The organism is Prevotella sp. P4-51 (assembly GCF_002251455.1).
Classification (GTDB): Bacteria; Bacteroidota; Bacteroidia; order Bacteroidales; family Bacteroidaceae; genus Prevotella.
This window is the reverse complement of record NZ_NPJM01000011.1, coordinates 21,341-47,669: the sequence shown is the minus strand read 5'-3', so window position 1 is coordinate 47,669 and position 26,329 is coordinate 21,341. Positions and strand designations below refer to the sequence as shown.

The 26,329-nt window shown below is 56.0% G+C and carries 17 protein-coding genes and 2 pseudogenes; 18 read left to right on the top strand and 1 reads right to left on the bottom strand.

Annotation, left to right across the window (positions count from 1 at the left end):
- The first annotated feature begins 208 nt into the window (after positions 1-208).
- The 5 genes and pseudogenes from CIK94_RS01165 to CIK94_RS01150 all read left to right on the top strand — a co-directional run bounded on the left by CIK94_RS01165 (position 209) and on the right by CIK94_RS01150 (position 5,424).
- Positions 209-1,576 carry an ATP-binding protein gene (locus tag CIK94_RS01165; protein ID WP_094420822.1) on the top strand — a complete coding sequence of 456 codons (1,368 nt, stop codon included), beginning with the start codon at positions 209-211 and terminating at the stop codon, positions 1,574-1,576.
- Positions 1,577-1,739: 163 nt separating this feature from the next.
- A complete protein-coding gene (gene ruvB / locus CIK94_RS01160; protein ID WP_022311211.1) occupies positions 1,740-2,777 on the top strand; it encodes a Holliday junction branch migration DNA helicase RuvB in 1,038 nt (345 codons plus the stop codon).
- On the top strand, positions 2,774-3,220 hold the full coding sequence (gene coaD / locus CIK94_RS01155) for a pantetheine-phosphate adenylyltransferase (RefSeq protein ID WP_022311210.1): 447 nt from the start codon (positions 2,774-2,776) through the stop codon (positions 3,218-3,220). The genes ruvB and coaD overlap by 4 nt, the downstream gene beginning before the upstream one ends.
- Positions 3,217-3,636, top strand: a pseudogene (ybeY, locus tag CIK94_RS14530) (rRNA maturation RNase YbeY); the annotation flags it as partial. The gene coaD and the pseudogene ybeY, both read left to right, overlap by 4 nt.
- A gap of 51 nt (positions 3,637-3,687) precedes the next feature.
- Positions 3,688-5,424 (top strand): alpha-amylase family glycosyl hydrolase, encoded by a 1,737-nt coding sequence (locus CIK94_RS01150; RefSeq protein ID WP_173845652.1) that lies wholly within the window; start codon positions 3,688-3,690, stop codon positions 5,422-5,424.
- Between the two features lie 180 nt (positions 5,425-5,604).
- On the opposite strand, the gene CIK94_RS01145 is transcribed toward CIK94_RS01150, so the two are convergent.
- A complete protein-coding gene (locus CIK94_RS01145) occupies positions 5,605-6,627 on the bottom strand; it encodes a helix-turn-helix transcriptional regulator (protein ID WP_158216489.1) in 1,023 nt (340 codons plus the stop codon).
- A gap of 438 nt (positions 6,628-7,065) precedes the next feature.
- On the opposite strand from CIK94_RS01145, the gene CIK94_RS01140 reads away from it, so the two are divergent.
- From CIK94_RS01140 to CIK94_RS01080, 13 genes and pseudogenes are all read left to right on the top strand, one after another.
- Positions 7,066-8,643, top strand: a complete 1,578-nt coding sequence (locus CIK94_RS01140; protein ID WP_158215071.1) for a hypothetical protein — start codon at positions 7,066-7,068, stop codon at positions 8,641-8,643.
- Positions 8,644-8,723: 80 nt separating this feature from the next.
- Entirely contained in the window at positions 8,724-11,804 is a 3,081-nt protein-coding gene (locus CIK94_RS01135; protein WP_094389218.1) for a SusC/RagA family TonB-linked outer membrane protein, read from the top strand.
- A 13-nt stretch (positions 11,805-11,817) separates the two neighbouring features.
- Entirely contained in the window at positions 11,818-13,218 is a 1,401-nt protein-coding gene (locus tag CIK94_RS01130; protein WP_094420816.1) for a RagB/SusD family nutrient uptake outer membrane protein, read from the top strand.
- A gap of 7 nt (positions 13,219-13,225) precedes the next feature.
- Positions 13,226-13,684, top strand: a complete 459-nt coding sequence (locus tag CIK94_RS01125; protein ID WP_022310115.1) for a Calx-beta domain-containing protein — start codon at positions 13,226-13,228, stop codon at positions 13,682-13,684.
- A gap of 1 nt (position 13,685) precedes the next feature.
- Entirely contained in the window at positions 13,686-15,200 is a 1,515-nt protein-coding gene (locus CIK94_RS01120) for a hypothetical protein (protein ID WP_094420814.1), read from the top strand.
- The gene (locus CIK94_RS01115; protein ID WP_094420812.1) at positions 15,197-16,699 is read left to right on the top strand and encodes a calcineurin-like phosphoesterase C-terminal domain-containing protein; all 1,503 of its coding nucleotides are present in this window, start codon (positions 15,197-15,199) and stop codon (positions 16,697-16,699) included. Before CIK94_RS01120 ends, CIK94_RS01115 begins: the two co-directional genes overlap by 4 nt.
- A gap of 83 nt (positions 16,700-16,782) precedes the next feature.
- Complete coding sequence (locus CIK94_RS01110; protein ID WP_094387609.1) at positions 16,783-17,103, top strand: metal-sulfur cluster assembly factor; 321 nt, start codon at positions 16,783-16,785, stop codon at positions 17,101-17,103.
- 12 nt (positions 17,104-17,115) lie between these two features.
- Positions 17,116-17,880, top strand: a complete 765-nt coding sequence (locus tag CIK94_RS01105) for a UDP-2,3-diacylglucosamine diphosphatase (RefSeq protein ID WP_022310111.1) — start codon at positions 17,116-17,118, stop codon at positions 17,878-17,880.
- Positions 17,881-17,919: 39 nt separating this feature from the next.
- Positions 17,920-18,270, top strand: coding sequence for a Fic family protein (locus CIK94_RS01100; protein ID WP_216821923.1), 351 nt, complete (start codon positions 17,920-17,922; stop codon positions 18,268-18,270).
- A gap of 298 nt (positions 18,271-18,568) precedes the next feature.
- Positions 18,569-20,344 (top strand): L-fucose isomerase, encoded by a 1,776-nt coding sequence (gene fucI / locus CIK94_RS01095; protein WP_094387610.1) that lies wholly within the window; start codon positions 18,569-18,571, stop codon positions 20,342-20,344.
- 134 nt (positions 20,345-20,478) lie between these two features.
- Positions 20,479-21,783, top strand: coding sequence for an L-fucose:H+ symporter permease (gene fucP, locus CIK94_RS01090; RefSeq protein WP_094389214.1), 1,305 nt, complete (start codon positions 20,479-20,481; stop codon positions 21,781-21,783).
- Positions 21,784-21,996: 213 nt separating this feature from the next.
- Positions 21,997-22,806, top strand: a complete 810-nt coding sequence (locus CIK94_RS01085) for a hypothetical protein (RefSeq protein WP_144008238.1) — start codon at positions 21,997-21,999, stop codon at positions 22,804-22,806.
- Positions 22,807-23,628: 822 nt separating this feature from the next.
- Positions 23,629-26,325, top strand: a pseudogene (locus CIK94_RS01080) (SusC/RagA family TonB-linked outer membrane protein).
- Positions 26,326-26,329 lie beyond the last annotated feature (4 nt).

The following is a 26,329-nucleotide window of genomic DNA, read 5'->3' as shown; positions in this document are numbered from 1 at the left end:
TGTCGGCGCCCGTTTATCCTTGTTTTGGCGCCGATTGCGGTCTCGCCGACGCCCCCTGGCTCCGTATTCATTGCTCCGCCGATGGCGCAAGTCGATGGATAATAGTTAAATAATGAAAGAAAAGTCCCTTTTTGTTTGTTATTATGTTCCGAAAACATTATTTTTGCAAAACATAATAATTGTAGTCAGATATAAAGAGCGTAGAGTTATGAAGTTTGTAGACAGAATTGACGAACAGCGACGTCTCCACGACGCCCTCCATGGCGACCATCCATCTGCCCTTGTCGTGGTGTATGGCAGGCGAAGGCTCGGCAAATCCACCCTCATCAAGAAGGTGCTCCGAGATGATGATGTCTATTTTATGGCCGACAACTCCGAGTCCGTTCAGCAGCGCAGGCTGTTGGCCAAGGCTTTGAGTTATCATTTAGCGGGATTTGACAAGGTCGAATATCCTGACTGGGAATCGTTGTTCCAGCAGCTTAACTACCGCACTACTGGGCATTTCACCCTCTGTATTGATGAGTTCCCCTTTTTAGTGAAGGTAGATAGTACCTTGCCGTCTGTCCTTCAGAAGCTCATCGATACCAAGGCTCTGAAATACTCCATACTCCTTTGCGGTTCGTCGCAGCAGATGATGCAAGGGCTGGTGCTCGACGCCGCCGAGCCACTCTATGGCCGCGCCGACACCATCATTCAGCTGACACCCATCAAGATTCGGTTCTTGCAGGAAATCCTGCAGAGCGACGCCGTGGCCACCATCGAGGAATATGCCGTATGGGGAGGTGTTCCCCGTTATTGGGAGCTTCGCGAACGCGAACTTTCGCTGATGGAGGCGGTGCGTTATCATATCCTTGACGTCAACGGCACACTCTATGAGGAACCTTCCCGCCTCTTTATGGATGACCTCACCCAGACCACGCTCTCTTCCACGCTTCTTTCTCTTATCGGCAACGGCGTCAATCGCTTGTCCGAGATAGCCGGCAAGATGGGTAAGCCTTCCACGGAACTGAGTCGGCCTCTGGGCAAGCTCATCAACCTGGGATTTGTAGAGCGCGATATCCCCTTCGGGGAAAGTCCGCGCAGCACCAAGCGTAGCATCTACAAGGTCGCCGACCCGTTTATGAACTTCTTCTACCATTATGTCATCCCCAATCGTTCGTTGATAGCTTTGGGCAGGTCAGAGATGGTCTGCCGGATGATACAGTCGGGCCTGTCCGATTATGTGGCAGCCTGTTGGGAGATGCTCTGCCGTCGTGCCGTGAGCGGAAATGTCATTGACGGAACAATATGGAATGTCGCCGGAAGATGGTGGGGTAGCGTTTCCCGCGACAAGAGTGTAGAACTCGATATCGTGGCCGAGTCGCAAGACAAGAAGCGCGTGCTTATAGGCGAATGTAAATGGACCGAGGGCGAATATGCCGAGCGCCTGTTTGATGACCTTAAGGAGCGCGCTCGTCTCTGTCCTTTCATCAAGGGTCGGCAGGTGGTTTATGTCCTGTTCCTCAAGCGTCCGGCTAAGGATGGCATCACCACCAACGTGTTCCTGCCCCAGGATGTAATCAACGACGAGTTCTAATAAGTGTCTCGTTACTTGTAGACGCTATGCCCGTCGCCCCCACGGCTATCGCCGTGAAGTTAGGCTGCGTCTCGGCAATAAAAATAAACGAGTTTATTTTGTATTTCGCTCGACTTGCACTAACTTTGCACCATACATTATTAATTATTAATAAGACTATACATTGAGAGACGATTTTGATATACGGGAGGAGTCGATGTCTTCTTCTGAGAAGGAGTTCGAGAACGCGCTCCGACCACTTCGCTTCGGCGATTTCTCGGGCCAGAAGAAGGTAGTCGAGAACCTTGAAGTTTTTGTCGAGGCAGCCAAGTACCGCGGCGAGCCCCTCGACCACACCCTCTTGCACGGCCCTCCCGGACTGGGTAAGACCACGCTGAGCAACATCATCGCCAATGAGTTGGGAGTGGGATTCAAGATTACCAGCGGCCCCGTGCTCGACAAGCCAGGCGACCTTGCCGGCATACTCACCTCTCTCGAACCCAACGATGTGCTCTTTATCGACGAGATTCACCGCCTTTCACCCGTGGTCGAGGAGTATCTGTACTCGGCGATGGAAGACTACCGCATCGACATCATGATAGACAAGGGTCCCTCAGCCCGCTCCATACAGATAGACCTCAATCCCTTCACCCTCGTGGGAGCCACCACCCGCAGCGGCATGCTCACCGCCCCGCTGCGAGCCCGCTTTGGCATCAACGCCCACCTGGAGTATTACGACCCCGAGACCCTGAAGCGCATCATCAGCCGCTCGGCAGGCATCCTGCGTGTGCCCATCGACGACGATGCCGCCCTGGAGATCAGCCGACGCTCGCGCGGAACGCCCCGTATCGCCAACGCCCTGCTGCGGCGTGTGCGCGACTTCGCCCAGGTCAAGGGCAACGGACGCATCACCACCGAGATTACCCGCTTTGCCCTCAGTGCGCTCAACATCGACCAGTATGGTCTCGACGAGATTGACAACAAGATACTCCTCACCATCATCGACAAGTTCCGCGGCGGACCCGTGGGACTCTCCACCATCGCCACCGCCATCGGCGAAGACATGGGCACCGTCGAGGAGGTCTACGAGCCCTTCCTCATCATGGAGGGATTCATCAAGCGTACTCCCCGTGGCCGCGTAGCCACCCCATTAGCTTACCAGCATCTGGGCCGCAACCCTCTGGGTGGCGAACCCCTCATGCAAGACTTGTTCGGACAATGAAGACAGCACTATTCACAGGCACTTTCGACCCCTTCACCATCGGCCACCACTCAGTGGTGACGCGCGCCTTGCCCCTCTTCGACCGCATCGTCATCGGTGTGGGCGTCAATGAGCGCAAGCAGACCCGGCTCAGCGCCCAGGAGCGCCGTGAGGCCATCGAGCGCCTCTATGCCGACGACCCCCGTGTCGAGGTAGTCACCTACACCGGTCTCACCGTCGAGCTCGCCCATAGCGTGGGCGCCTCGTGTATCCTCCGCGGCGTGCGCTCTGTCGCCGACTTCGAGTATGAGCGCCAGCAGGCCGACCTCAACCGCCGCATCGGCCACATCGAGACCCTCCTGCTCTATGCCGAGCCCGGTATGGACAGCATCTCGTCGAGCGCCGTGCGCGAACTCGAGCATTTCGGTTATCCTACAGACTCTTTTATTCCCCATAAGCAATGATTACATACAATGTAGAGGGCGTGCGCATGCCCGCCATAAAGAAGCGCGCCACCAATGCCTGGATCAGGGCCGTAGCTGCCAGCCACGGACGTCGTGTGGGCGAGGTGGGATATATGTTTGTTGACGACGAGAAGATACTCGAGGTCAACAATGAGTACCTCGGTCACAACTATTATACCGATGTCATCACCTTCGACTACGATGAAGACGACGTCATCAACGGCGACATTGTCATCAGCCTCGACACCGTGCGCTCCAATGCCGAACTCTTCGGCAAGACCTACGACGACGAGCTCCACCGTGTCATCATCCATGGCATCCTCCACCTCTGTGGCATCGATGACAAGGGTCCCGGCGAGCGCGAGCTGATGGAAGCCGCCGAAAACCGTGCCCTCGCCCTGCTCAGCGACATGCAGCGTCAGGGCAGAGGCTCCCAGCCCCGCTCTGGCTTGCTTTATCCTTCTTCCATGAAACGACAGTTTCTCCCCATCCTGCTGGCGGCATTTCTTGCAGCCTCCGGCGTCCAGGCCCAGCCATCCGCCAAGGGCCCCGAATGGCTTTCACGCGCCATTTTCTATCAGATATACCCTTCTTCCTTCCAGGATAGCGACGGCAACGGCATCGGCGACCTGCCCGGCATCATCTCCCGCCTCGATTACATCCAGTCTCTTGGCGTCAATGCCCTTTGGCTCAATCCTGTCTATGAGTCCGGGTGGTTTGATGGTGGCTACGACATCATCGACTTTTACCGTATAGACCCCCGATTCGGTACCAACAGTGACATGGTGCGTCTCATCGACGAAGCCCACAAGCGCGGCCTGCGCGTGTGCCTTGACCTGGTAGCCGGCCACCCCTCCGACCGCTGCTGGTGGTTTGTCGAGTCGGCCACCGCCGACCCCAACAGCCGCTACAGCGATTACTACATCTGGCCCGACTCCATCTCTGCCGACGAGCGCGAGCAGATACGCCTCCGCCATGCTTCTGCCCATCCCGCCAGCGACACCCGTGGCCACTATGTCGAGAGCCCCTATCCCCGTGCCCGCTACTATATGAAGAATTACTTTGAGTGCCAGCCCGCCCTCAACTATGGCTACGCCCATCCCGACCCCTCCCGACCCTGGGAGCAGGCCGTCACCGCGCCCGGTCCGCAGGCTGTGCGCCGCGAGCTGCGCAACATCATGGCGTTCTGGTTTGACAAGGGAATCGACGGGTTCCGTGTCGACATGGCGTCGTCGCTCGTCAAGAACGACCCCGACCGCTCTGCCATCCGCCAGTTGTGGCAGGAGATGCGGCAGTGGCGCGACAGCCACTACCCCCATTGCGCCCTCATCGCCGAGTGGGCCAACCCCGCCATGTCCATCCCCGCTGGCTTCGATGTCGACTTCTTCATGCACTTCAACCGCCCCGGTTACCCCTCTCTCTTCTTCGACCGCGACACCCCTGCCGGCAGCCGTTCGCCCTTTGAGTACAGTTACTTCAACCGCAACGGCCGTGGGCGCATCGACCAGTTTATCGACAATTTCTCCGAGTGCTACCGCCTCACCCGCGACCGTGGCTATATCGGTCTGCCCACCGCCAACCACGACTTCCAGCGCCTCCGTGCCGGCAGCCGCAATACCCCCGACCAGCTGCGCGTGGCCATGACCTTCCTGCTCACCATGCCCGGCATACCTTTTGTCTACTATGGCGACGAGATAGGCATGCGCTACCAGCCCGACGCCCCCGATGTCGAGGGAGCCACCGACCGTGCCGGCAGCCGCACCCCCATGCAGTGGGAGCCAGGCCCCACTGCCGGCTTCTCCACCTGCGCCGTCGACAGCCTCTATCTGCCTGTCTCTACCGATGGCGGCCTCCTCACCGTCAGAGCCCAGGAGGCCGACCCCCGCTCGCTGCTCCACTACGTGCGCCATCTGCTTCGTCTGCGCCGCGATGTGCCCGCGCTGGCCAATGAGGCTGGCTGGACGCTGCTCAGCGACAAGATGCGCCCTTACCCCATGGTCTACCGCCGCTCCACAGCCGACGATGTCTGCATCGTCGCCGTCAACCCCTCTGCCGCCAGCGTGAGCGCCTCCATCCCCACGCTCTCGGCGCCAGTCGAGGCCATCGCCCAGAGCGGCAAGGTCAAGTACAAGCGCGGCGCCACCACCGACCGCATCGTTATGGGCCCCGTCTCGGCTGTCGTCTACCGTCTTTCCCGCCCTTAGCCACCGTCACCATACAAGTATGGGGGATGACAAACCGCCTTTTCTGGCGAGGATGTCATCCCCCATATTCTTTTCGTAAGTTTTGCTGTCGTTGAGGCTCCAGCCGCTTGTCGCTTCAGTCCTCCGCCGGAGACCACTGGTGGTACTGGCTGTTGTCTTTCCTTTTCTTAGGGGCGGTTTTTACCCCCCCCCGTCGGCCTCGCTCTGCAGGTTAATTCTGTATTCACTCGGCGACATGCCCGTCTGCTCACCGAATACACGGTAGAAGGTCTGCACGCTTGCCATTCCGCACTCCTGCGATATCGCCTCTATCGTGTAGTCAGGGTGCAGTTGCATCAGTTCGATGGCTGCATCTATGCGCAGAGAGTTGATATAGTTCTTGAAATTGGTGTGTACGTAAGTCTTGAACAGGTTGGCAAACTTGTTTTTGGGCACATAGACCTCTTTGATTATGTCTTCGCGCGAGAGGTTGGGGTTCAGATACATTTTCTTTTCCACGATAGCCTTCATAATCTGGGCAAACAGATGGTCTTCTTCTGTCGACCCCGGGCGCATCAGCCACAGTTGCACAGCCGACTGGTCGCGTGGCGCTTCCACCAGTTCACCTCTCTCATAGCCGTAGAGCAGTCGCTTGTAGCGCTGCAGTCGTCCCAGTATCTGCATCTGCGCCTTGTCCTTGCGGCGGGCCCTGTGTATGTAGTACGAGAGGAAGCCTGTGACCATCACAGCGTAGATGAGCGCCAGCGCACAAGCCACGGCGAGCACATAGTCGATGTCGTAGTTGTCGCCCTCGTCCTCTGCCGCCTTTACCGGTGCTTTCGTCACCGCTTCGGTCTTTCTTTGTCGCGTCTCCCTATTGTTGGGCTGAATTTCCGACCGTGTTGCCTTCTTGCGGTTAATCATCATGATGCGGTAGCTTATGTAGGTGGCTTCCTCGTAACGCTTCATCATGCGGTAACACTCAAATTGAGGAGCCAGAAACACTACGATGAAGCTCGCTGTCAGCGTGTCGTTGTTTGCCGCATACGTCTTCTCGGCTTTCTGAAGCAGCTTCAGCGCCTCTTCATACTCCCCCCTCTCGATGAGTCGGTTGGCCTGGCTGCTCATAATCACGCTGTTGGCCTTGTCGTCCTCGCGTTGCTGCGCATACAGGTTGCTGGCAGTCATGAGAAAGATTATAATCAGTAGTCTCAGAGTGTACATGTGTGTTCTATTACGGATAAACAGTTCTCTTTGGATTGTAATTCTTACAAAATTAGAAAAAGATATCCTATAAACCGTTGTTTTTACATTATTTAAGAGTATCTCCTTCTGTTTTGCAGTCATCTTCATGTTTTTTGCGAGACTTGAAACCATCATTTCGCGTCGTGCAATGCTGGTTTCGCATCGTGCATTATCCGTTTCGTGCCTTGAAATATAGATTCAGACCATCCCGGCGCAGCCCGCGGCGACCCCGCCCGTATCGCGCGTGCCCGCCCTGCTTCCGACAAGGGTCATCGTCGGCGCCCGAATTCACACTTTTTGTATGAAAAGTCGATAAATAATCAAGAAATGTACATAAAAACGGCGAAAATCTAACAAAAAATCATAAAAGTGCGTGAAATTATGTATCTTTGCATGGTCAATAGCAACTACAGGCATATGGAAAAGCTACCCGAGAGTAACAGTAACCGTTGGCCGAGGCCCGTCCAGATGCGCGGTGAGACACCTCGCACAGGATTGTTGGCGCTTCGCCGAGGCTGTAGGTGCATCGCTTTTCTTGCCGCTTGCTGTTTCGGTCTTACGGCTACAGCCCAGAACCCTTCAAGTTATGTTCCCACGAAGGGCGAGATAGTCTTCAGCCTCTACCAGTCGTCAGAGGGAAAGCCTATCCACACCCGGCCGAGCAACCCCTTCACCTCCCATCGCCGTGCCAACCAGTTCTACATAGACCTGGACAACGCCCAGGTCATGCAGACCTACGACGGGCTGGGCATAAGCCTTACCGACGCGTCGTGCTGGCACCTCTCGCAGTTGCCCCAAGCCCGTCGCGACAGCCTGTTGCGTATGGTCTTCACCGCCGACGGGCTCAATATGTCGATGATACGCCTCAACTGCGGTTCGAGCGACTATGCCACCCAGCCCTACAACTATGACGACCATGCCGGCGACGAGCGCATGCGCCACTTCAGTATCGGCCGCGACGCCATCTACATGATACCCGTCATCAGAGAGGTGCAGCGGCTGCGCCCCGACATCTTCACCTTCTCCTCGATGTGGAGTGCACCGGGGTGGATGAAGGACTCGGGGCTCATGTATGGCGGCAGCCTGCTCGACCGCTGGCTTCCCGCCTTTGCCAACTACTGGGCCAGCTATCTCAACGCCTATCGTGCCGCCGGCGTCAGGGTCGATGCCATCACCGTGCAGAACGAACCTATGACCGACCAGCAGGGCTTGAGCGTAGCCACCCTCGTGTCGGCTGCGCAGGAGGCCAAGCTCATCTCCCGCCTGCTCCCCGACGCCTTTGCCCGCTATGGTCTCACTCCCCAGATATGGATGCTCGACCACGACTACGACTATGCCGACAGAGTCTTGCAGACCCTCGCCGCCCCGGGCGTGCTGGAGCATACCGGCGCTGTGGCATGGCACCCGTACACGGGCAATGCCCGCGAGATACTGGCTGTGCGTGAGCGTTATCCCGACCTCAAGTTCCATCTCACCGAACGCGGGCCCGCCATCAATGAGCGCGACGTGCGCGACGAGAAGTGGTGGACCGACATGGTCTTCGACGCCTTCAACTGCGGTTGCAGTTCGTTCAGTGGCTGGAACCTCCTGCTCGACGAAAACGGCACCCCCAATATCGGTCCCTTCGGCTGTGGCGGCCTTGTCACCGTCGACAGTTCCACCGGCGCCCTCACGCCCGACTGTATGTGGACGGTGCTGCGCCATATCGGCCCTTACGTGAGCCGTGGTGCCCGGGTCCTCGACATAACCCCCACCCAGGCCGAGCACTGGGTAAGGATGGCGGGCGAGAAAGACGCCCATATGCGAAAATACAACGTACTGGCTTTCCGCAATCCCGATGGCAGCCATGTCATCGTTATCGGCGGCGGACACTACAAGTGGCCCCGCCAGGTCAATGTCAAGTATCGTGACCAGTATATGACCGTGCAGCTGCCTATGGGCACATGGTCCCTGACCACCATCGTCATCCCCGCTGCTGGGGACATGGCGTCGTGACACTTAGCACAATTAATGTATGACCCTGCATCGACGAGCGTCGGTGTATGGTCCAAGTCGAATTCAGTTTATATAATGTTATGAAGAAGATTGTTTATTTATTCTTGCTTCTCATGCTTGCTCTGGCATACCCGTCGGTATCGATGGCGTCGCCCACAGGCATGGAGACAGGCACCGACCAGGATGGCAACAATTCCATCTCGGGTATCGTGACCGACCAGAATGGCGAGCCGCTTGCCGGCGTTACCGTGCTGCAGCGTGGCACCCAGAACAAGACCATCACCGACCTCGAAGGCCGCTACACCATCCGTCTCAAGGCGGGTAGCGGGCGTACTCTCGTCTTTACCTATATCGGTATGGTGTCGCAGACCATCCCTGTCAAGGGCAGCGTGGCGCGTGTGATGATGAAGGAAGACGCCACCGCTCTGCAGGATGTGGTGGTAATCGGCGCCTATGGTACCGCCCAGAAGCGCAGCGACCTCGTGGGTAGTGCCTACCAGGTCAACGCCGACCAGCTCAAGGGCTTGCCCCAGCAGCGCCTCGACGTGATGCTCGACGGACTCATCCCCGGTGTCAAGATAGACCCCAATACCGCCGACCCCGGCAGCCCCCGTACCCGCTACGAGGTTCGTGTGCGCGGTGAGGCTTCGCTCAACGCCTCCAACGAGCCCCTCTGGGTTGTCGACGGCACGCCCATGTACACCGGCGACCGCACCAACCTGATGCCCGGTACCAGTTATACCGTGAGTCCGCTGTCATTCCTCAACCCCGAAGACATCGCCTCTGTGACCGTGCTCAAGGACGCCACCGCCACCTCTATCTACGGTGCCGACGGAGCCAATGGCGTAATCCTCGTCACCACCAAGAAGGGCCGTCAGGGCAAGATGCGCATTACCGTCAATACCCAGTATGGCATCGCCCATATCGACGAGAGCACTGCCCCCAAGGTGCTTGGCGCCAAGGAGTGGCTCTCGCTGGCTCGCGAAGCCTACGCCAACTCGGGCAAGGACATGCGCACCTTCCCCTTCCAGGACAATGAGCTCAACCAGTACTCCACCACCGATACCGATTGGCGCGACGTCTTCTACGACACCGGTACCACCTTCCTTACCAATGTGGGTGTAAGCGGCGGCAACCAGAAGTCAGACTACTACGTCTCGGGCCAGTACTACCAGAACGACAAGACCGTCAAGGGCAATACCCAGCAGCGTCTGTCGCTCGCCACCAACATCAACCTCAAGCTCAACAAGCGCCTCAAGGTGGGTGTCGACATCTCAGCCTCTTACAACAACAACGACCTCTTCGCCCTCGGCCGCGAGTATTATGAGCTGCTGCCCATCTATTCGCCCTACAATGCCGACGGCACTCTGCGCCTCTACAATATGGAGGTCGACGGTCTCAACGCCGACGGCACTCCCCACTTCACCAAGAAGCGCTTCATCAGCAACTCAGTCCTCGAGCGCGAGCAGAACGACAACAACCAGAAGACCTGGTACCTGCGTTCCAACTTCACGCTCAAGTATGAAATCCTCAAGGGCCTCACCTATACAGGCCAGTTTGCCTACGACTACAACAGCACCCTCGAAGAGACCTACAGTTCGCAGAAGAACTGGACCGGTATGGACTCCGACGGCACGCCCATCGGCTATGCCCGCCGCTCATCCGTAGACATCACCAACTGGAATACCATCCACCGTCTCAACTTCAACCGCACCTTCGGCCGTCACTCCGTGTCAGCCCTCGCCGGTTTTGAGGCCGGTTCGCGCGACTACACCACTATGTATGTCACCGGTTCGGGTTTCATCAACGACAATATCCGCGACGTGAGCCAGGCCAACACCACCAAGGGCTACAACTCGAGCAGCCGTCGACGCAAGGTGTCGCTGCTGGGTCAGGCCACTTACTCCTACGACCACCGCTACTACCTCACTGTCAACGCCCGTAAGGACGGTAACTCCCAGTTTGGCAGCGATGTGCGCTGGGCCAACTTCGCCTCTGTCGGCGCTTCGTGGAACGTGCACAACGAGAAGTTCTTCAACATCCCATGGGTCAACGTCCTCAAGCTCAAGGCCAGCTATGGTGCCAACGGTAACTCACGCCTCGGCTCTCAGGAGTCGCAGGGTACCTACGTCTACAGCAGCTCCTACTCCTACAACGGCGAGCTCGGCGGTGTGCTCGGCACTATCCCCAACAGCCGTCTGAGCTGGGAGACCACCTATATGACCAACCTCGGTCTGCGCCTGGCTGTGCTTAACCGCATCGACTTTGAAATCGAGTATTACCACAACCAGACCAAGAACCTCCTGAGCCGTCTGCCCATCTCGCTCCTTACCGGCGACACCCGTGCCTACCGCAATGTGGGCGAGATCGTCAACAAGGGTATCGAGATCAACCTCACCACCCGCAACTTCGTGCCCAAGAAGGACGGCGACTTTGCCTGGACCACCGACTTCAACCTCGCCCACAACCAGAACCGTCTCACCAAGTCGTACAACGGCACCCAGGTCAACTTCGGCGAAATCTCCTGGATAGAGGGACAGGACACCAAGACCTACTACATGGTGCGCTGGGCAGGTGTAGACCCCCTCGACGGCAGCCCCATGTGGTACGATGCCAACGGCAACATCACCAAGGTCTATGACAGCACCAACAACCGCGTGCGTGGCAAGAGTGCCAATCCCACCGTCACCGGCGGTATGACCAACACCCTCAGCTACAAGAACTTCTCGCTCCGCTTCCTGCTCAACTACCAGTTTGGCGGCTACGCCTACAGTTCGTTTGCCAGCATCATGAACTCCGACGGTTACAATGTGCTGAGCTACAACCAGGCCATCGAGCAGCGCAACTACTGGCGCAATCCCGGCGACATCGCCATGAACACCCGTCCTCAGGCGGGCGTCTCTACCGGTTCGTCGCGCACCTCTACGCGCTATCTCTACAAGAAGGATCTGGTGCGCCTGCAGAACGTGGTGTTCACCTACCAGCTGCCCCGCAGCCTCGTCAATGGCTGGAAACTCTCCAATGCCTCGGTATCGCTCATCGCCGACAACCTGTTGGCCTACAGCCCCTACTCAGGCAGCGACCACAACTCCTACAAGACGCTCATGAGCGGCTATCCGCTCGAGCGCACCTTCACCCTGTCACTCAATGTCGGATTCTAAACCCAGTATCACAATGAAGAAAACTATTATATATGTCGCTTTAGCGATGGTCACTCTGCTCACCTCGTGCGACGGCTTCCTGACCGTCGATGAGAAGGGCAAGGCCACCATACCGTCGTTCCTTTCCGACCCACGCGGTCTGCGTGCCGGTCTGTTGGGTGCCTACACCCAGTACTACAACAGCTACGACAACGAGTTCTTGAAGTATCCCGAGGTAGCAGGCAATATGACTTCGCTCAACCTCTCCTCCGGATCGTCCATGCTCGACCAGTACAACTATGTGCCCAATCCCGTGTCGGCTACCACCTCTTACTATATCTGGTACCGCATCGGCGAGGCTATGGCCAATGCCAACAACATCATCAAGTATGCCCCTGCCGTGGCTGCCGACTATCCCACCCAGAAAGATGCCATCGACAACATCCTGGGCCAGGCCCTCGTGCTGCGCGCCCTCTGCCACTTTGACCTCGTGCGTGTCTACGGCCAGCCCTACAACTACACCGCCGATGCCTCTCATCTGGGCGTGCCCAAGGTAGACCGTCCCCTCGGCCCCAACGACATCCTCGGCCGCAGTTCGGTCAAGGACATCTACGCCTTCATCCTCGAAGACCTCGGCAAGGCTGCCGCCCTGCTCAGCGACAGTCACGCCGCCGATGTACACTACGTGTCGCTCCAGGCTGTCAATGCCATGTACTCGCGCGTCTATCTCTATATGGAAGACTGGGACAACGCCCTCAGGTATGCCCAGCTCGCCCTCAACGGCGAGAGTCTGGCGCAGGGTGCCGACTATGTCAATATGTATGACAACCTGAGCACCCGCGGCGAGGCCATCCTGCGCCTGAGCGGTGCCGACCTCACCGGCCGCCAGAAGGAGTTCTATGCCAGCGAGTGTCTGCCCGCCGACACGCTGCTCTCGCTCTACGACGCTGCCGACCTGCGCCTGCAGCTCATCCACAAGGACGGCGTGAAGCAGTGTGTCAAGTACACCGCCACCACCATCCCCGACAATCAGCCCAAGCGCGAAGACCCCATCGTCTTCCGTCTCTCCGAGATGGTGCTCAATGCGGCTGAGGCTGCCTGCCACATCAGCGGCAAGCAGGGCGATGCCCGCCAGTATCTGCGCCAGCTGCTTGAGCGCAATGTGGGTGCCGAGAAGGCTGCCCAGGTGCTCGACGCCACCGCCGATGGCGACCTGCTCGCCCTCGTGCAGCGCGAGCGCGTCAAGGAGCTATGCTTCGAGGGCCACAACTTCTTCGACATCACCCGCTGGAAGCAGAACCTCGTGCGCGAGCACAACACCAACTCTACCGTGCGCTCGCTCGCTTACCCCAACGACCTCTTTGTGCTGCCCATCCCTCAGTATGAGCTCGACGCTAATGAGAACATGAAGCCCAACCCCACTGTAAACAAGTAGAAACGTCATGAAGAAAATCATAGTAATGCTCCTGGCTCTCGTCGCCCTGTGCGGCTGCCAGAAAGAAGAGTTCGAAGGCTTTGATATGCCCTTCGTCAAGGTGACAACCACTACCGGCGCTTCACAGACGGTGGTGCTCTCCAATGTCAACAATATCAATACCTACGTGGTGTCGGTAAGCAGCAAGATGCTCACCACCGCCCTCGTGGTCAACTACGAGATTGTGGTGGGCGACGGTCTGCAGGAAGGTGTCGACTACGAACTCGTCACCACCGGCAACCAGCTCACCTTCGAGCCCGGCATCTACGACATGCCCATCCGTATCAAGTGGCTTGCCCATCCCGTCGATGAGACCAAGGACAATACCCTCACCATCCGTCTCACCGGCAACAGCCAGAACCTCCATTTGGGAGTTCCCGGTCCCGATGGTCTCCAGAAACAACTTGTAATCGAAAAAAAGAACTGATATGAAACACTTAGGATATATCATAGCGCTGCTGGTGGTGATGCTTGTCCCCGCCGCCTGTACAGACAGCAACAATTATGTATATAATGATGTCAACGCCCCCGCGATGCTCAGCTTCGGTTTCTACAAGGCCGACAATCCCGGTGTGCTTGGCTCCGACTATGTGGTAGAGCTCACTGCCGACCAAACAGGTGGCGCCGCCACCCAGACCGTAAGCGTGGCGCTGCCTCCCACGGTAGAGAAGGACAACCTCGTGGCACGCTTCACCACCAGCGAGGGCACCACCGTCAAGGTGGGTGGCGCCGAGCAGGTAAGCCAGACCACCGCCAACGACTTCAGCCAGCCCATCGACTACATCCTCACCCGTGGCAACGTGAGCCGCCGCTGCGAGGTCACCGTCACCAAGGCTTCGCTCCGCTGGGTTGAGACTGCCCAGGTGGCAGGCATCACCACCTACGGCAACCCCGTGCTCAAGATTAGCCCCGTAGACCAGAAGCCCTACATCGGCTTCAAGACCCGTGCCGGCAACTCTGCCACCGCTGCCAACCACAGCACCGTGCTCACCCTGGGCGACGACGGCGAGTGGACAGCCGTGGGCGGCGAAGGTTTCGGCCACACTGTCAACTCTTCTTACTTCGACTTCGACATCGCCCCCGACGGCACACTCTATGTGGCTTATGCCGACCAGCAGGCCACCGTGCTCAAGAACGGTATGAGCGTGATGAAGTATAACGGCAGCGACTGGGAGTTTGTAGGCACTGACAAGGGCCTGCTCAAGGCAGTGTCCAACTATGTGGGCTTCTGTGCCCTCGACGGCGAGCTTGTGGGCGCCCAGGTCAACAACTCTTCCAAGGCCGACTATCCCAACCGTACCCTCGTCGTGTCCAACTACAAGGACGGCGCATGGAACAGTCAGGTGCCCGGCGCCATCACCAACCAGGTGTATATGGCCAATGTGGCTGGCGGCAAGGACGCTGCCTATGTCATCAGCATCAACCGCGGCGCTGTCAATGGCGTCAACTATGGCTACAACGTGCTGCGATACCAGGGCGGAGAGTGGACACCGATGATTGTCAACTATCTCGAGCCCGGCAATGCCACCAACAACATCGCCATGATAGGCGTCACCGTGACCGCCGACGGCACCCCCTACATCTGGACTATGGACGACGCCAGCGGACAGCTCGGCGTGCGCGTCAAGTATTATGACAAGACTCAGGACGCCTGGCTCACCCTCGGCGGCAACGTGCTGCCCCTCGGCTTCACCCCCGACCGTCATACCGAGGTGGCCCTCGACACAGCCCCCAACGGCACGCCCTATGTGGTCTATACCAACACGCTCGACCAGGGCTTCCCCTACATGATGTATCTTGACCCCGACACCCGCCAGTGGAGCAATCCTGCCAAGCTCGCCGACCTGGACGCTTCTGGACTTAACCTCAAGTTTACCTCCGACGGTGTGGGCTATGTCACCTTTACCAACAGCAATCACTTGCATACATTACGTACCGAATGACAAAGACTTTTTCAACCTTATTGATACTCGTGCTCTCGGTAGTGGAGGCTGCGGCTCAGCCCACTGCCGGGGGCAGAGTGTTTATAGACGCCAATGGCAACGGGCGCTACGACCGTGGTGAGACGCTGCTTGCCGGTATTCCCGTCTCCGACGGCTGCCGTGTGGTCACCACCGACGCCAAGGGCCGTTACCGCATCGAGGTGGGCGAGGGGAGCAGCCTCTTTCCCATCCTGCCTGCCGGCTACACCATGCAGGGCCACCGCCTGGTCAACAGTGCCTTCGTCTATCCCGCCGTTGCCGGCTCCCGCCACGACTTCGCCCTCGTCACCAAGCCCGTGAGACAGCGCTTCAGACTCAACGCTATCGGCGACATCCAGGTAGGCAACTCCCAGGAGCTGGAGTTTGCCTCGCGCACCATCCTGCCCGAGCTCATGACCAAGGACAGCACCGATGTCAATATTTTCCTTGGTGACCTGGTCAACAACAACCTCGCCCTCTATCCCCACCTGCAGCGCATGATAGCCCAGTTGCCCTCGCGCTCCTATACCGTGGTGGGCAATCACGACCGTGACGCCGACAGCCTGCTCTGGCGGCAGACCGCCACCTACAGCGCCTCCTTCGGCTCGCCGGTCTATGCCTTCAACGAGGGCGACGTGCACTTCATCGTGCTCAACAATGTCTATGGCCGTGGCGCCCGTGGCTATGAGGGCCGTGTGAGCGAGAGCCAGCTCCAGTTTGTGCGTGAAGACCTCGCCCATGTCAGCCCTTCACGCCTGGTAGTGCTGGTGATGCACATCCCCCTCGCCGTGACCCGCAACCGCGACGAGCTCTTCGCCGCCGTGGGAGCGCGCCCCGTGCTGGCCCTCACCGCCCATCTCCACCGCGTGATGCGCGACTTCCATCGCTACGACGGCCGCACCATTCCCGAGTTGGGCGTCGGCGCCACCTGCGGTTTCTGGTGGGTCGGCGAGCGCGACTGGGAAGGCGTGCCTATGGCACTCCAGCAGGGCGGCACTCCCCGCAACTACTTCGTGCTCGACTTCGACGGTCCCCGCTACACCTTCCGCTGCAAGGGCGTGGGCCTCGACGACCACCGGCAGATGACGGTGCATGTCGTGGGCATAGACAGCCTTGACCACCGTCTGCGCGACCTCCGCGATGTGGCTCCCCGCCAGGCCCTCATCACCGTATGGGGCGGCTGCGACTCCACCCGCGTGCGCTGTCGCGTCGATGGTGGCGCCTGGACGCTCTGCCAGCGTGCCGACGTGCTCGACCCCAATGCTGCCCGTGTGCGCGAGCAGAACCTCTCCAAGGGTTATCCCACCCCCTACAGCCGCCGCAACCCCATCCGCCATCTCTCTTCGCCCCAGATATGGTCGCTGCCCCTCAGCGAGGCTCAGTGTAAGGGTGCCCATGTCATCGAGGTCCAGGCCGACGACAGCTACGGACTCCGGGCCCACGCCCTGCGCCCCTACTGCTATGTAGAGCCCGCCCGCTGACGCCGCTGCCGAAAAAACAAGCTGAAAAGTTTTGTCCTTTGGGCCTTTTCCACTAATTTTGTCGTATCAATCAATTCACAGCTATGACACAAGAAGAGAAAACCCAAATAGAGGAGCGCATCGTGGAGGTGCTCAAGACCGTGTACGACCCCGAGATACCCGTAGACATCTGGAACCTCGGCATGATATACAAGATAGATGTCAAGGACGACTACACCGTAGACCTCGACATGACCTTCACCGCCCCCTCGTGCCCCGCCGCCGACTTCATCCTCGAAGACGTGCGCACCAAGGTCGAGAGCCTCGACCAGGTCAAGACCGCCAATGTCAATCTGGTCTTCGACCCCGCTTGGGACCAAAGCATGATGAGCGAGGAGGCGAGGGTAGAGCTCGGCTTCGATTAAAACGGAATGGTTATGAAGAACGTCTATTTCCTCTCCGATGCCCACCTGGGCTCGCTCGCCATCCCCCACGCCCGTATGCAAGAGCGCAGGCTGGTGCGGTTTCTTGACAGCATCAAGGACAAGGCCGCTGCCATCTATCTCTTGGGCGATATGTTTGATTTCTGGAACGAGTACCGCTACGTGGTGCCCAAGGGCTACACCCGATTTCTCGGCAAGCTCTCCGAACTCACCGACAGCGGCGTAGAGATACACTACTTCACCGGCAACCACGACCTCTGGACCTACGGCTACCTCGAGCAGGAGTGTGGCGTCAAGGTCCACAAGTCGCCTATGACCACCGAGATTTACGACAGCGTCTTCTACATGGCCCATGGCGACGGTCTGGGCGACCCAGACCCCAAATACCGCTTCCTGAGACGCGTTTTCCACAGCCCTCTGTGCCAGCGGCTGCTCAATATGATGCATCCGCGCTGGGGCATGTGGCTCGGGCTCAACTGGGCCAAGCACAGCCGACTCAAGCGAGCCGACGGCCACGAGCCCCCGTATATGGGTGAAGACCGCGAGTATCTCGTGCGCTATGCCAAGGACTACCTCGCCACCCACAAGGATATAGACTACTTCATGTTCGGCCACCGCCACATCGAGCTCGACCTGATGCTCTCGCGCAAGACCCGCCTCATGATACTCGGCGACTGGATATGGCAGTTTACCTATGCCGTCTTTGATGGCGAGCACATGTTTATGGAGACCTATGTTGAGGGCGAGAGCCAGCCTTGACCCTTCCCCGAGAATTACATTTAACCAGATGCGCCATATATGCAGCGTGGTAACTGTTGCCACTGCATATATGGCGCATCGCCTTTGTTGCGGGTCGCTGGAGCGACGGTCTGCCGCCGTGCCAGACCTTCTTTGTCGCTTAACTTGGTCACTGATGAAGAAAAAGTGACCAAGTCGGTGACTAAGTTAAATGACACGCTTAATGACATTATCGATTTCTGTTCTACTCCGCGTAGTATGATTGAAATCATGGAGCATATTGGACTTAAACACAGATACAATATGAAGCATCGCTATATTGATCCGCTTTTAGAGGGTGGCTTCTTGGTTATGACTGTTCCTGAGAAATCTAATAGTCGTAGTCAAAAATACAAGAGAGCTTTGACTTAGTCACTTTACTTAGTCAGTAGTGAGTGACCAAGTTGATTTGTGGCGGAACGTTCATTAGTTATGCGTCAATAGATGCACTTTAGAATTATAGGGCATGCTCACTGTCACCGCTCCCGATACCCTCGGCGTCGGTATTTTGTTCTTTTAACATTAAAAAGGGTATGAAAGACAAAAAAAATGGCTACTTTTGTTTCCATCTACACAAGAGTAGCCATTGCCGTGTCACCGAGGGTGGTAGCGTCGATGGTCTCTCTGCTAAAGACCGGTAAATCGTTTAACATTATAATACATAAAAACCATGAAGTATCCTAAAATTGGAATCCGCCCCACCATCGACGGCCGTCAGGGTGGCGTTCGCGAGAGTCTTGAAGACAAGACTATGGCCCTGGCTCAGGCTGTGGCTGATCTCATTTCGACTAATCTTAAGAATGGCGACGGTTCGCCAGTAGAGTGTGTCATCGCCGACAGCACCATAGGTCGTGTGGCTGAGAGCGCCGCTTGTGCCGAGAAGTTTGAGCGCGAGGGTGTGGGCAGTACCATCACCGTCACCTCATGCTGGTGCTATGGTTCGGAGACCATGGATATGAACCCCCACTATCCCAAGGCTGTCTGGGGCTTCAACGGTACCGAGCGCCCCGGCGCCGTGTATCTGGCTGCCGTTCTGGCTGCCCATGCCCAGAAGGGTCTGCCTGCTTTCGGCATCTACGGCCATGATGTGCAGGACCTCGACGACAACACTATCCCTGCCGACGTGGCAGAAAAGATACTGCGCTTTGCCCGCGCCGCACAGGCTGTGGCTACGATGCGCGGCAAGAGCTATCTGAGCATGGGTAACACCTGTATGGGTATTGCCGGAAGTATCGTCGACGCCGACTTCTTCCAGGACTATCTCGGCATGCGTACCGAGTATGTGGACCTGGTCGAAATCCTGCGCCGTGTGGACGAGGGTATCTATGACCCCGAGGAGTACAAGAAGGCCATGGCTTGGACCGAGAAGTACTGCAAGGCCAATGAGGGCCACGACTACAACGAGGAGATAGGCAAGGCCAAGACCCGCGAGCAGAAGGACAAGGACTGGGAGTTCACCGTAAAGAATATGCTTATCATCAACGACCTGATGCACGGCAACCCTCGTCTCGAGGAGCTGGGCTTCAAGGAGGAGAGTCTGGGCCACAACGCCATCGCTGCCGGTGTGCAGGGCCAGCGCCAGTGGACCGACTATATCCCCAACTTTGACTTCCCCGAGTCGCTGATGTGTACCTCGTTTGACTGGAACGGCACACGCGAGGCCAACGTGCTGGCCACCGAGAACGACTCGCTCAACGGCGTGGCTATGCTCTTCGGTCATCTGCTTACCAACAAGGGCGTGATGTTCTCTGACATCCGTACCTACTGGAGCCCCGAGGCTGTGAAGCGCGTCACCGGCAAGGAAGCCACCGGTCTGGCTGCCGGCGGTTTCATCCACCTCATCAACTCGGGTGCCACGACGCTCGACGCCACTGGTGCGATGACCGACGCCGAGGGTAACCCCACCATGAAGCATCACTGGGAGATGACCCAGGAAGATGTTGAGGCTTGCCTCAAGGCCACGACATGGTATCCTGCCTGCCGCGACTACTTCCGTGGCGGTGGCTATTCAAGCAACTTCCTCACCCGTGGTGGTATGCCTATGACCATGATACGCGTGAACAGAGTCAAGGGCTTGGGTCCCGTCATCCAGCTCGCCGAGGGTTGGAGCGTAGACCTCGACCCCGAAATCCATGACATCCTCAACAAGCGCACCGACAAGACCTGGCCTACCACATGGTTTGTGCCACGCCTCGACGCTTCGCGCGACGCCTTCAAGGATGTATACTCAGTGATGAACAACTGGGGCGCCAACCATGGTGCCATCGCCTATGGCCACATCGGTGCCGACATCATCACCCTCGCCTCTATCCTGCGCATCCCCGTATGTATGCACAACGTGGCCGACGACCAGGTGTTCCGCCCATCGGCATGGAATGCCTTCGGTATGGACAAGGAGGGTGCCGACTATCGCGCCTGCCAGAACTTCGGTCCTGTGTACAAATAATGGGTCAATGAACAATAAGTAGACAATCATAGAGAGAGGAGAGACGCCGTGGGGCATCTGGTCTGTAACGGCCACGGTGCCGGTGGCGGCTCCCCTCTCTCTGTCGTTTTAATCGTGTAATAGAAATTGAAGCAATGAACAAACCTCGATTAGTGGAGAAGAAGTATCTCTTGCCCTTCGTGCTCCTGACCACCCTCTTTGCCCTCTGGGGATTTGCCAATGATATCACCAACCCCATGGTGGCAGCCTTCCAGACGGTGATGGAGCTCAAGGCCAGCGAGGCGTCGCTTGTGCAGTTTGCCTTCTATGGCGGCTATGCCACCATGGCGGTGCCTGCGGCGCTCTTCATACGCCGCTACAGCTACAAGAGCGGCATCATGCTGGGTCTGGCACTCTACGCGTTGGGCGCATTCCTGTTTATACCGGCTGCGGCGTATCAGGAGTTCTCCTTCTTCTGCATCTCGCTCTATGTGCTTACCTTCGGACTGGCGTTTCTGGAGACCACGGCCAATCCCTTTGTGCTCTCGCTGGGCAGCAAGGAGACATCGACACGCCGTCTGAATCTGGCGCAGGCGTTCAACCCCCTCGGTTCGCTCATGGGCATGGGCGTGGCGTCGTTTATCGTGCTGCCCCACCTGTGGTCTGACCGTCGCGACGCCGCCGGTGCCATCATCTTCCCGACCCTCACCGAGGCAGAGAAGTCTGGCATACGTCTGCACGACCTGGTGGTGATACGCGACCCCTATGTGGCTATCGGGCTGGTGGTGCTCATCATGCTGATGGTCTTTGCCCTCACGCGGATGCCACGCACGGAGAGCACAGGTGAGCATGCCCGCGTGGGCGACACCATGCGCCGGCTGCTGGACAACAAGCCCTACATGGCCGGCGTGGTCACACAGATGTTTTATGTGGCTGCGCAGATTATGGTGTGGACCTTTATCATCCAGTATGCCGACCGTCTGGGCATCAACAAGGCTACGGCGCAGACCTACAACATCGTGGCGATGGTACTCTTCCTCAGCGGACGATTTATCAGCACCTTCCTGATGCGCTATGTCAACACCCGTCTGCTGCTGGCTATCTTTGCCACCGGCGCCGCCCTCTGCACGCTCTGCACCATCTTCATCCAGGACATCGTGGGCCTCTACTCGCTGGTAGGCATCAGCGTATTCATGTCGCTCATGTTCCCCACCATCTATGGTATAGCCCTGGAGAATGTCAATGCCGAAGACGCCAGTCTGGGTGCTGCCTTCCTGGTGATGGCCATCGTGGGCGGAGCCATCATGCCTCCGCTCCAGGGTATGATCATAGACCGGGGCGTGGTGATGGGTCTTCCCGCCGTCAACGCCTCGTTTGTGCTGCCTCTCATCAGCTTTGTAGTGGTTTTCACCTACGGTTTCTGCCAGTATCAACTGAGCCGCAAGCATGGCGGTGTGTAACCGTGTGACACTATAAATAACGACAAGGGCCATCCACACCAGCGGATGGCCCTTGCTGTTGATGGCGGGCGGAGGGGGCGATGGTTAAAAACGATTAACGGTATTGATTTTTAACGGAAAAGACTTGCTCCGTATCTTCCATTTTCCCTATCTTTGGGCTGTAATCTATCAAGAGAGAGTTTTCCCAATGTGTAACATCCAATGTATTTGCCTATGAGAAAGTGTTTGATGACCGGCATCCTCCTGATGGTGGCATGTCTGGCGTTTGGGCAGACGCCCAAAGTGTTGGTGTATAATCCGTATACGAAGAAGGGCGACTTGCCACCCGAGTGGTTGAAGAACAAGGTGACCCAGCAGCAGTATGACTCGCTGGCACGCCTGTCGCAGCATTATGCCGTGAGCTATGACCACTTCAAGGCGCGTGGGCTGACTCAGGACGACATACGCCGGTATGTGAAGCGTACGGAGGTGCTGCTCAGCGAAGCGCAGCTCAAGAACACCACCGGTGGCTCTGGTCCTGAAGAGTGGAGGAAGAAAGGCATAACGCTGACCGACACCTGTCATTTCAAAGTGCAGCCTCTGCCGGTGGGTGTGGAGCCTCTGATGCAGGCCAAGAATGACGAGGGCGATGAGGTGGTGCGCTACATCCTCTATTCTGACATCGACGGCTATGACGCCCATGTGATGGTCGAGGTAAAGCTCTCCAAGGACGATAAAGGCAATACGCAGTTTGTGGTGAGCAGGCTGCTTCCCTACAGCGTGTCGGGACTCAGAGTGGAAAACCGTGCTACGCTGAGGCGTTCCGATGGCGTTGCCATGCGTGAAGTCAGCAGCGGAACCTTTGATGCCGGTGGCTGTACGCCCGTCTACTTCCTGCAGGGCTTCTTTGGCTTTGACGATGCCAAGGGCTACAAGCACATGTGCAGCCTCAACCATCAGTTCTTCCTGAAGCTGGGCCCCGACAGTGACTCCCGTCCTGCCAATGTTGCTCCCACGGAAGGCTGGGGTGCCGGCGGCAGTTAGCGGTCTGCCTCTGGGTGTGGGCAAGGGAAGTGTGAGTGACCTCTATATAATATAATGTATAGGTATAGACTTGCTCCCGCTTTAGAAAGATTGGGATAGGGTCTTCCCGTGGCATCTCCCTGCCTATCAGCTTTGTGCCGGTTGCCTCCGATTTAGAATTATTGCTGGGAGAGTGGCTCCTAAAAGCCCCTCTCCCAGACGCATCTCAAGAGAAACGGAGTCATACTCTCGGACTTCGTACCACGCCCTGCGCCGTGTGTCATCTGCGGTGGCTCAGATATGACCAATGCAGTCGTAAACGGAGAGAAACAGTAGACAACCGCAGTGTTATTGATTATGTAGACTTGCATAACCACTATGAAAACATTTTTCTATCACTGACAAGAAAACCACAAAGTGTCTTTCGTGGACTCACTATAGTATAACTCTCCAAATGAAAGATGCCGGCGCGCACTCTTGGCATGAGAATGAAACTGCCAACGAGATGTAGAACACTTACACTTTAGAGCTCAACGTATTCTCTCAGTACAATCATCGTCTCTTGAAGTTGCAGAACTTGTAATGCAGAGTATCAGTAAAATAAGGGAAAAATCCAATAAATGCATAAACTTAGTGCTAATTACATTCTCTTTACATAAGAGTAACAGCCTCAGTTTCTTGTTTTGTACTGACACCATGTAATTAACAAAAGATAATGCGACTATTAATGGTTTCTATCGTTAATAAAGCATAAATAATGGAGTCTTTATACTTTTTTTCATGCGTTGCGCCTTATCTTTGTTTCTTGGAAATCATCCTTAACCTAAATAATAGAAATAGAAAATGTCAAATGGCAAAAAAACCACATTACTTCTTCTATTGCTCTTTTGCAGTTCTTTGGCTCATGCACAAAAGCAAGTTCCTATAGAACGGAAAGATACCATTGCCAATGAAAGTAATATAATAAAGATAGTTGGAAATCATTCCAACAAGGGTGCTGCCAACAACGCCCTCGACGTGTTGAGTGGTCAGGCTGCTGGTGTCAATGTGACATCCAACGGTCTGGATCGTATGGCTATGCTCAATAGTGTGCGAGTACGTGGTACAACCTCCATTATCGGAGGTAACGACCCTTTGGTACTGATTGACGGTGTCACATCCGATGTGTTTACACTTTCTACAATCTATCCTGCCGACATTGAGAGTTTCCGCATCTTGAAGAATGCTACCGAGACTGCCATGTACGGCTCACGAGGAGCTTCAGGTGTCATAGAGGTAAAGACCAAGAAAGGCACAGGACGAGGATTTCAAATCTCGTATGAGGGTAATGTTGGCTTCGAGCGGATGTATAAGCACCTTAATATGCTTGATGCGGAGGAATATGTAGCCACGGCAAAGGCTTTGGGAATATTTTGCAACAACGGAGGTTTCAATACCGATAATTATAAGGTGATAACACGCACGGGTATGGTGAACAATCATTACCTTGCATTCAGCGGAGGTACGCCACAGTCTAACTATCGTGCGTCTTTCGGAGTGATGGACCACAACACCATCATCAAGAAGATGGATTATAATGTTTTTGTTGCCAAAGTTGATGTAACCCAGAAAGCCTTCAACGACAGACTTACGGGAGACTTCGGTGTGTTCGGCTCGTCATTCAAGAACCATGACATTTTTGACACACAGATGCTCTTCTATTCTGCAGCCTGCCAAAATCCGACATTGCCAGCGGGAACTGACGAGAACGGGAACTGGCTGAAGAACGAGTCAGCCACCCACATCAACCCTCCTGGCATAGTGCTTGACGAGAAAAACGACTCCAGGGATTTGAATTTTGACGCACACATAAAGCTGAGCTATGACTTCAATCCAAACTGGCGCATTTCCACATTCGCATCATATCTGTATGGTTCTACGGAAAACGGAATGTTTTGCCCTACATGGGTATGGGCACAGGGCAACGTGTACCGTGGCGAGTTCAAGAAGGAGGAATGGCTGGGCAATGTGGCCCTCAGTTTCAACAAGCAGATAGGCATACACAGAATATCCGCAGAGGCAAGCAGCGAATACCGAAAATTGACAAAGACAGCCTTTTGGATGTATGCCAAGGGCATTCCGACAAATGATTTCGGTTACAACAATCTGGGCGCTACCGCAGTCCGACCTTATGGCGGTACAGAAAGTACATACGAAGATCAGTCCTTGGCTTCCGTGATGGGAAGTGTCACCTACTCTTTGCTTGACCGCTACTTGCTGTCGGTTAATGCACGTGGTGACGGTTCTTCAATGGTTGGCGACGACAATACATGGGGATTTTTCCCGTCCGTATCATTCACTTGGGATATGAAGAAGGAGAATTTTCTTGCCAACGTGAAGCCGTTGTCCATGCTCAAGCTCCGTACAGGCTTGGGACAGGCTGGCAACCTTGGCGGTATCTCTGCCTACACAACCATGAACACCGTAAGACAGACGGGTATAGTACCTGTAAAGAGCTCTCCAACAGTGACACTCGGAATGGTGAGAAACAACAATCCTGACTTGAGGTGGGAAACAAAGACCACCTTCAACATCGGTGCTGACTTCGGTTTCTTTGCCAACCGCATTATGCTCACGGCAGAGTACTACTATTCAAAAACCTCCGACATGCTCTATGCCTACGAGGTTCCCGTTCCACCATTCGCTTATAACACATTGCTGGCAAACATCGGTTCCATGTCCAATCGCGGATTGGAGCTTGGCTTGTCTGTACAGCCCATAAGCAAGAAAGACATGGAACTGAACATCAATATGAATCTGTCGTTCCAAAGTAACAAACTTATCTCTCTGAGCGGAGATTACAAGGGTATGAGCATGACGGCAGCGAACGTCACCGCCATTGGTTCACTGGACGGTGCAGGACAGAACGGTGGCGACAACAATGTGGTCTATCAGATAGTAGGACAGCCGCTTGGCGTTTTCTACCTGCCACATTGCAAGGGACTCGTCAAGAATGAGAATGGCAGTTATTTTTATGACATTGAGGACCTTGATCACAACGGTAAGGTTGACTTGAGCGATGGTGGCGACTGATACATTGCCGGACAAGCCACACCAAAGGTGACTCTTGGTTCAAATATTAGTTTCAGATACAAGGACATCTATGTCGCGTTGCAGATGAACGGTGCATTCGGGCACAAGATCTTCAACGGAACAGGACTGGCTTACACAAGTATGGCGTGCTTCCCGGACTACAATGTCTTGAAGGATGCTCCAAAGAAGAACATCGTAGACCAGAGAGTCTCAGACTATTGGCTCGAAAAAGGCGATTATCTGAACTTTGAACACTTGACATTAGGATATAATGTACCTTTGAAAAGCAAGTTTGTACGTTCCTTGCGTGTATCATGCAACATTAGCAACCTTGGAACAATCACAGGCTATAGAGGTTTGACCCCAATGATAAACAGCTATGTTGTTAACAGCACGATGGGTATTGACGACAAACGCAACTATCCATTATACCGTACTTACTCATTGGGATTGAGTGTACAATTTTAAAAAG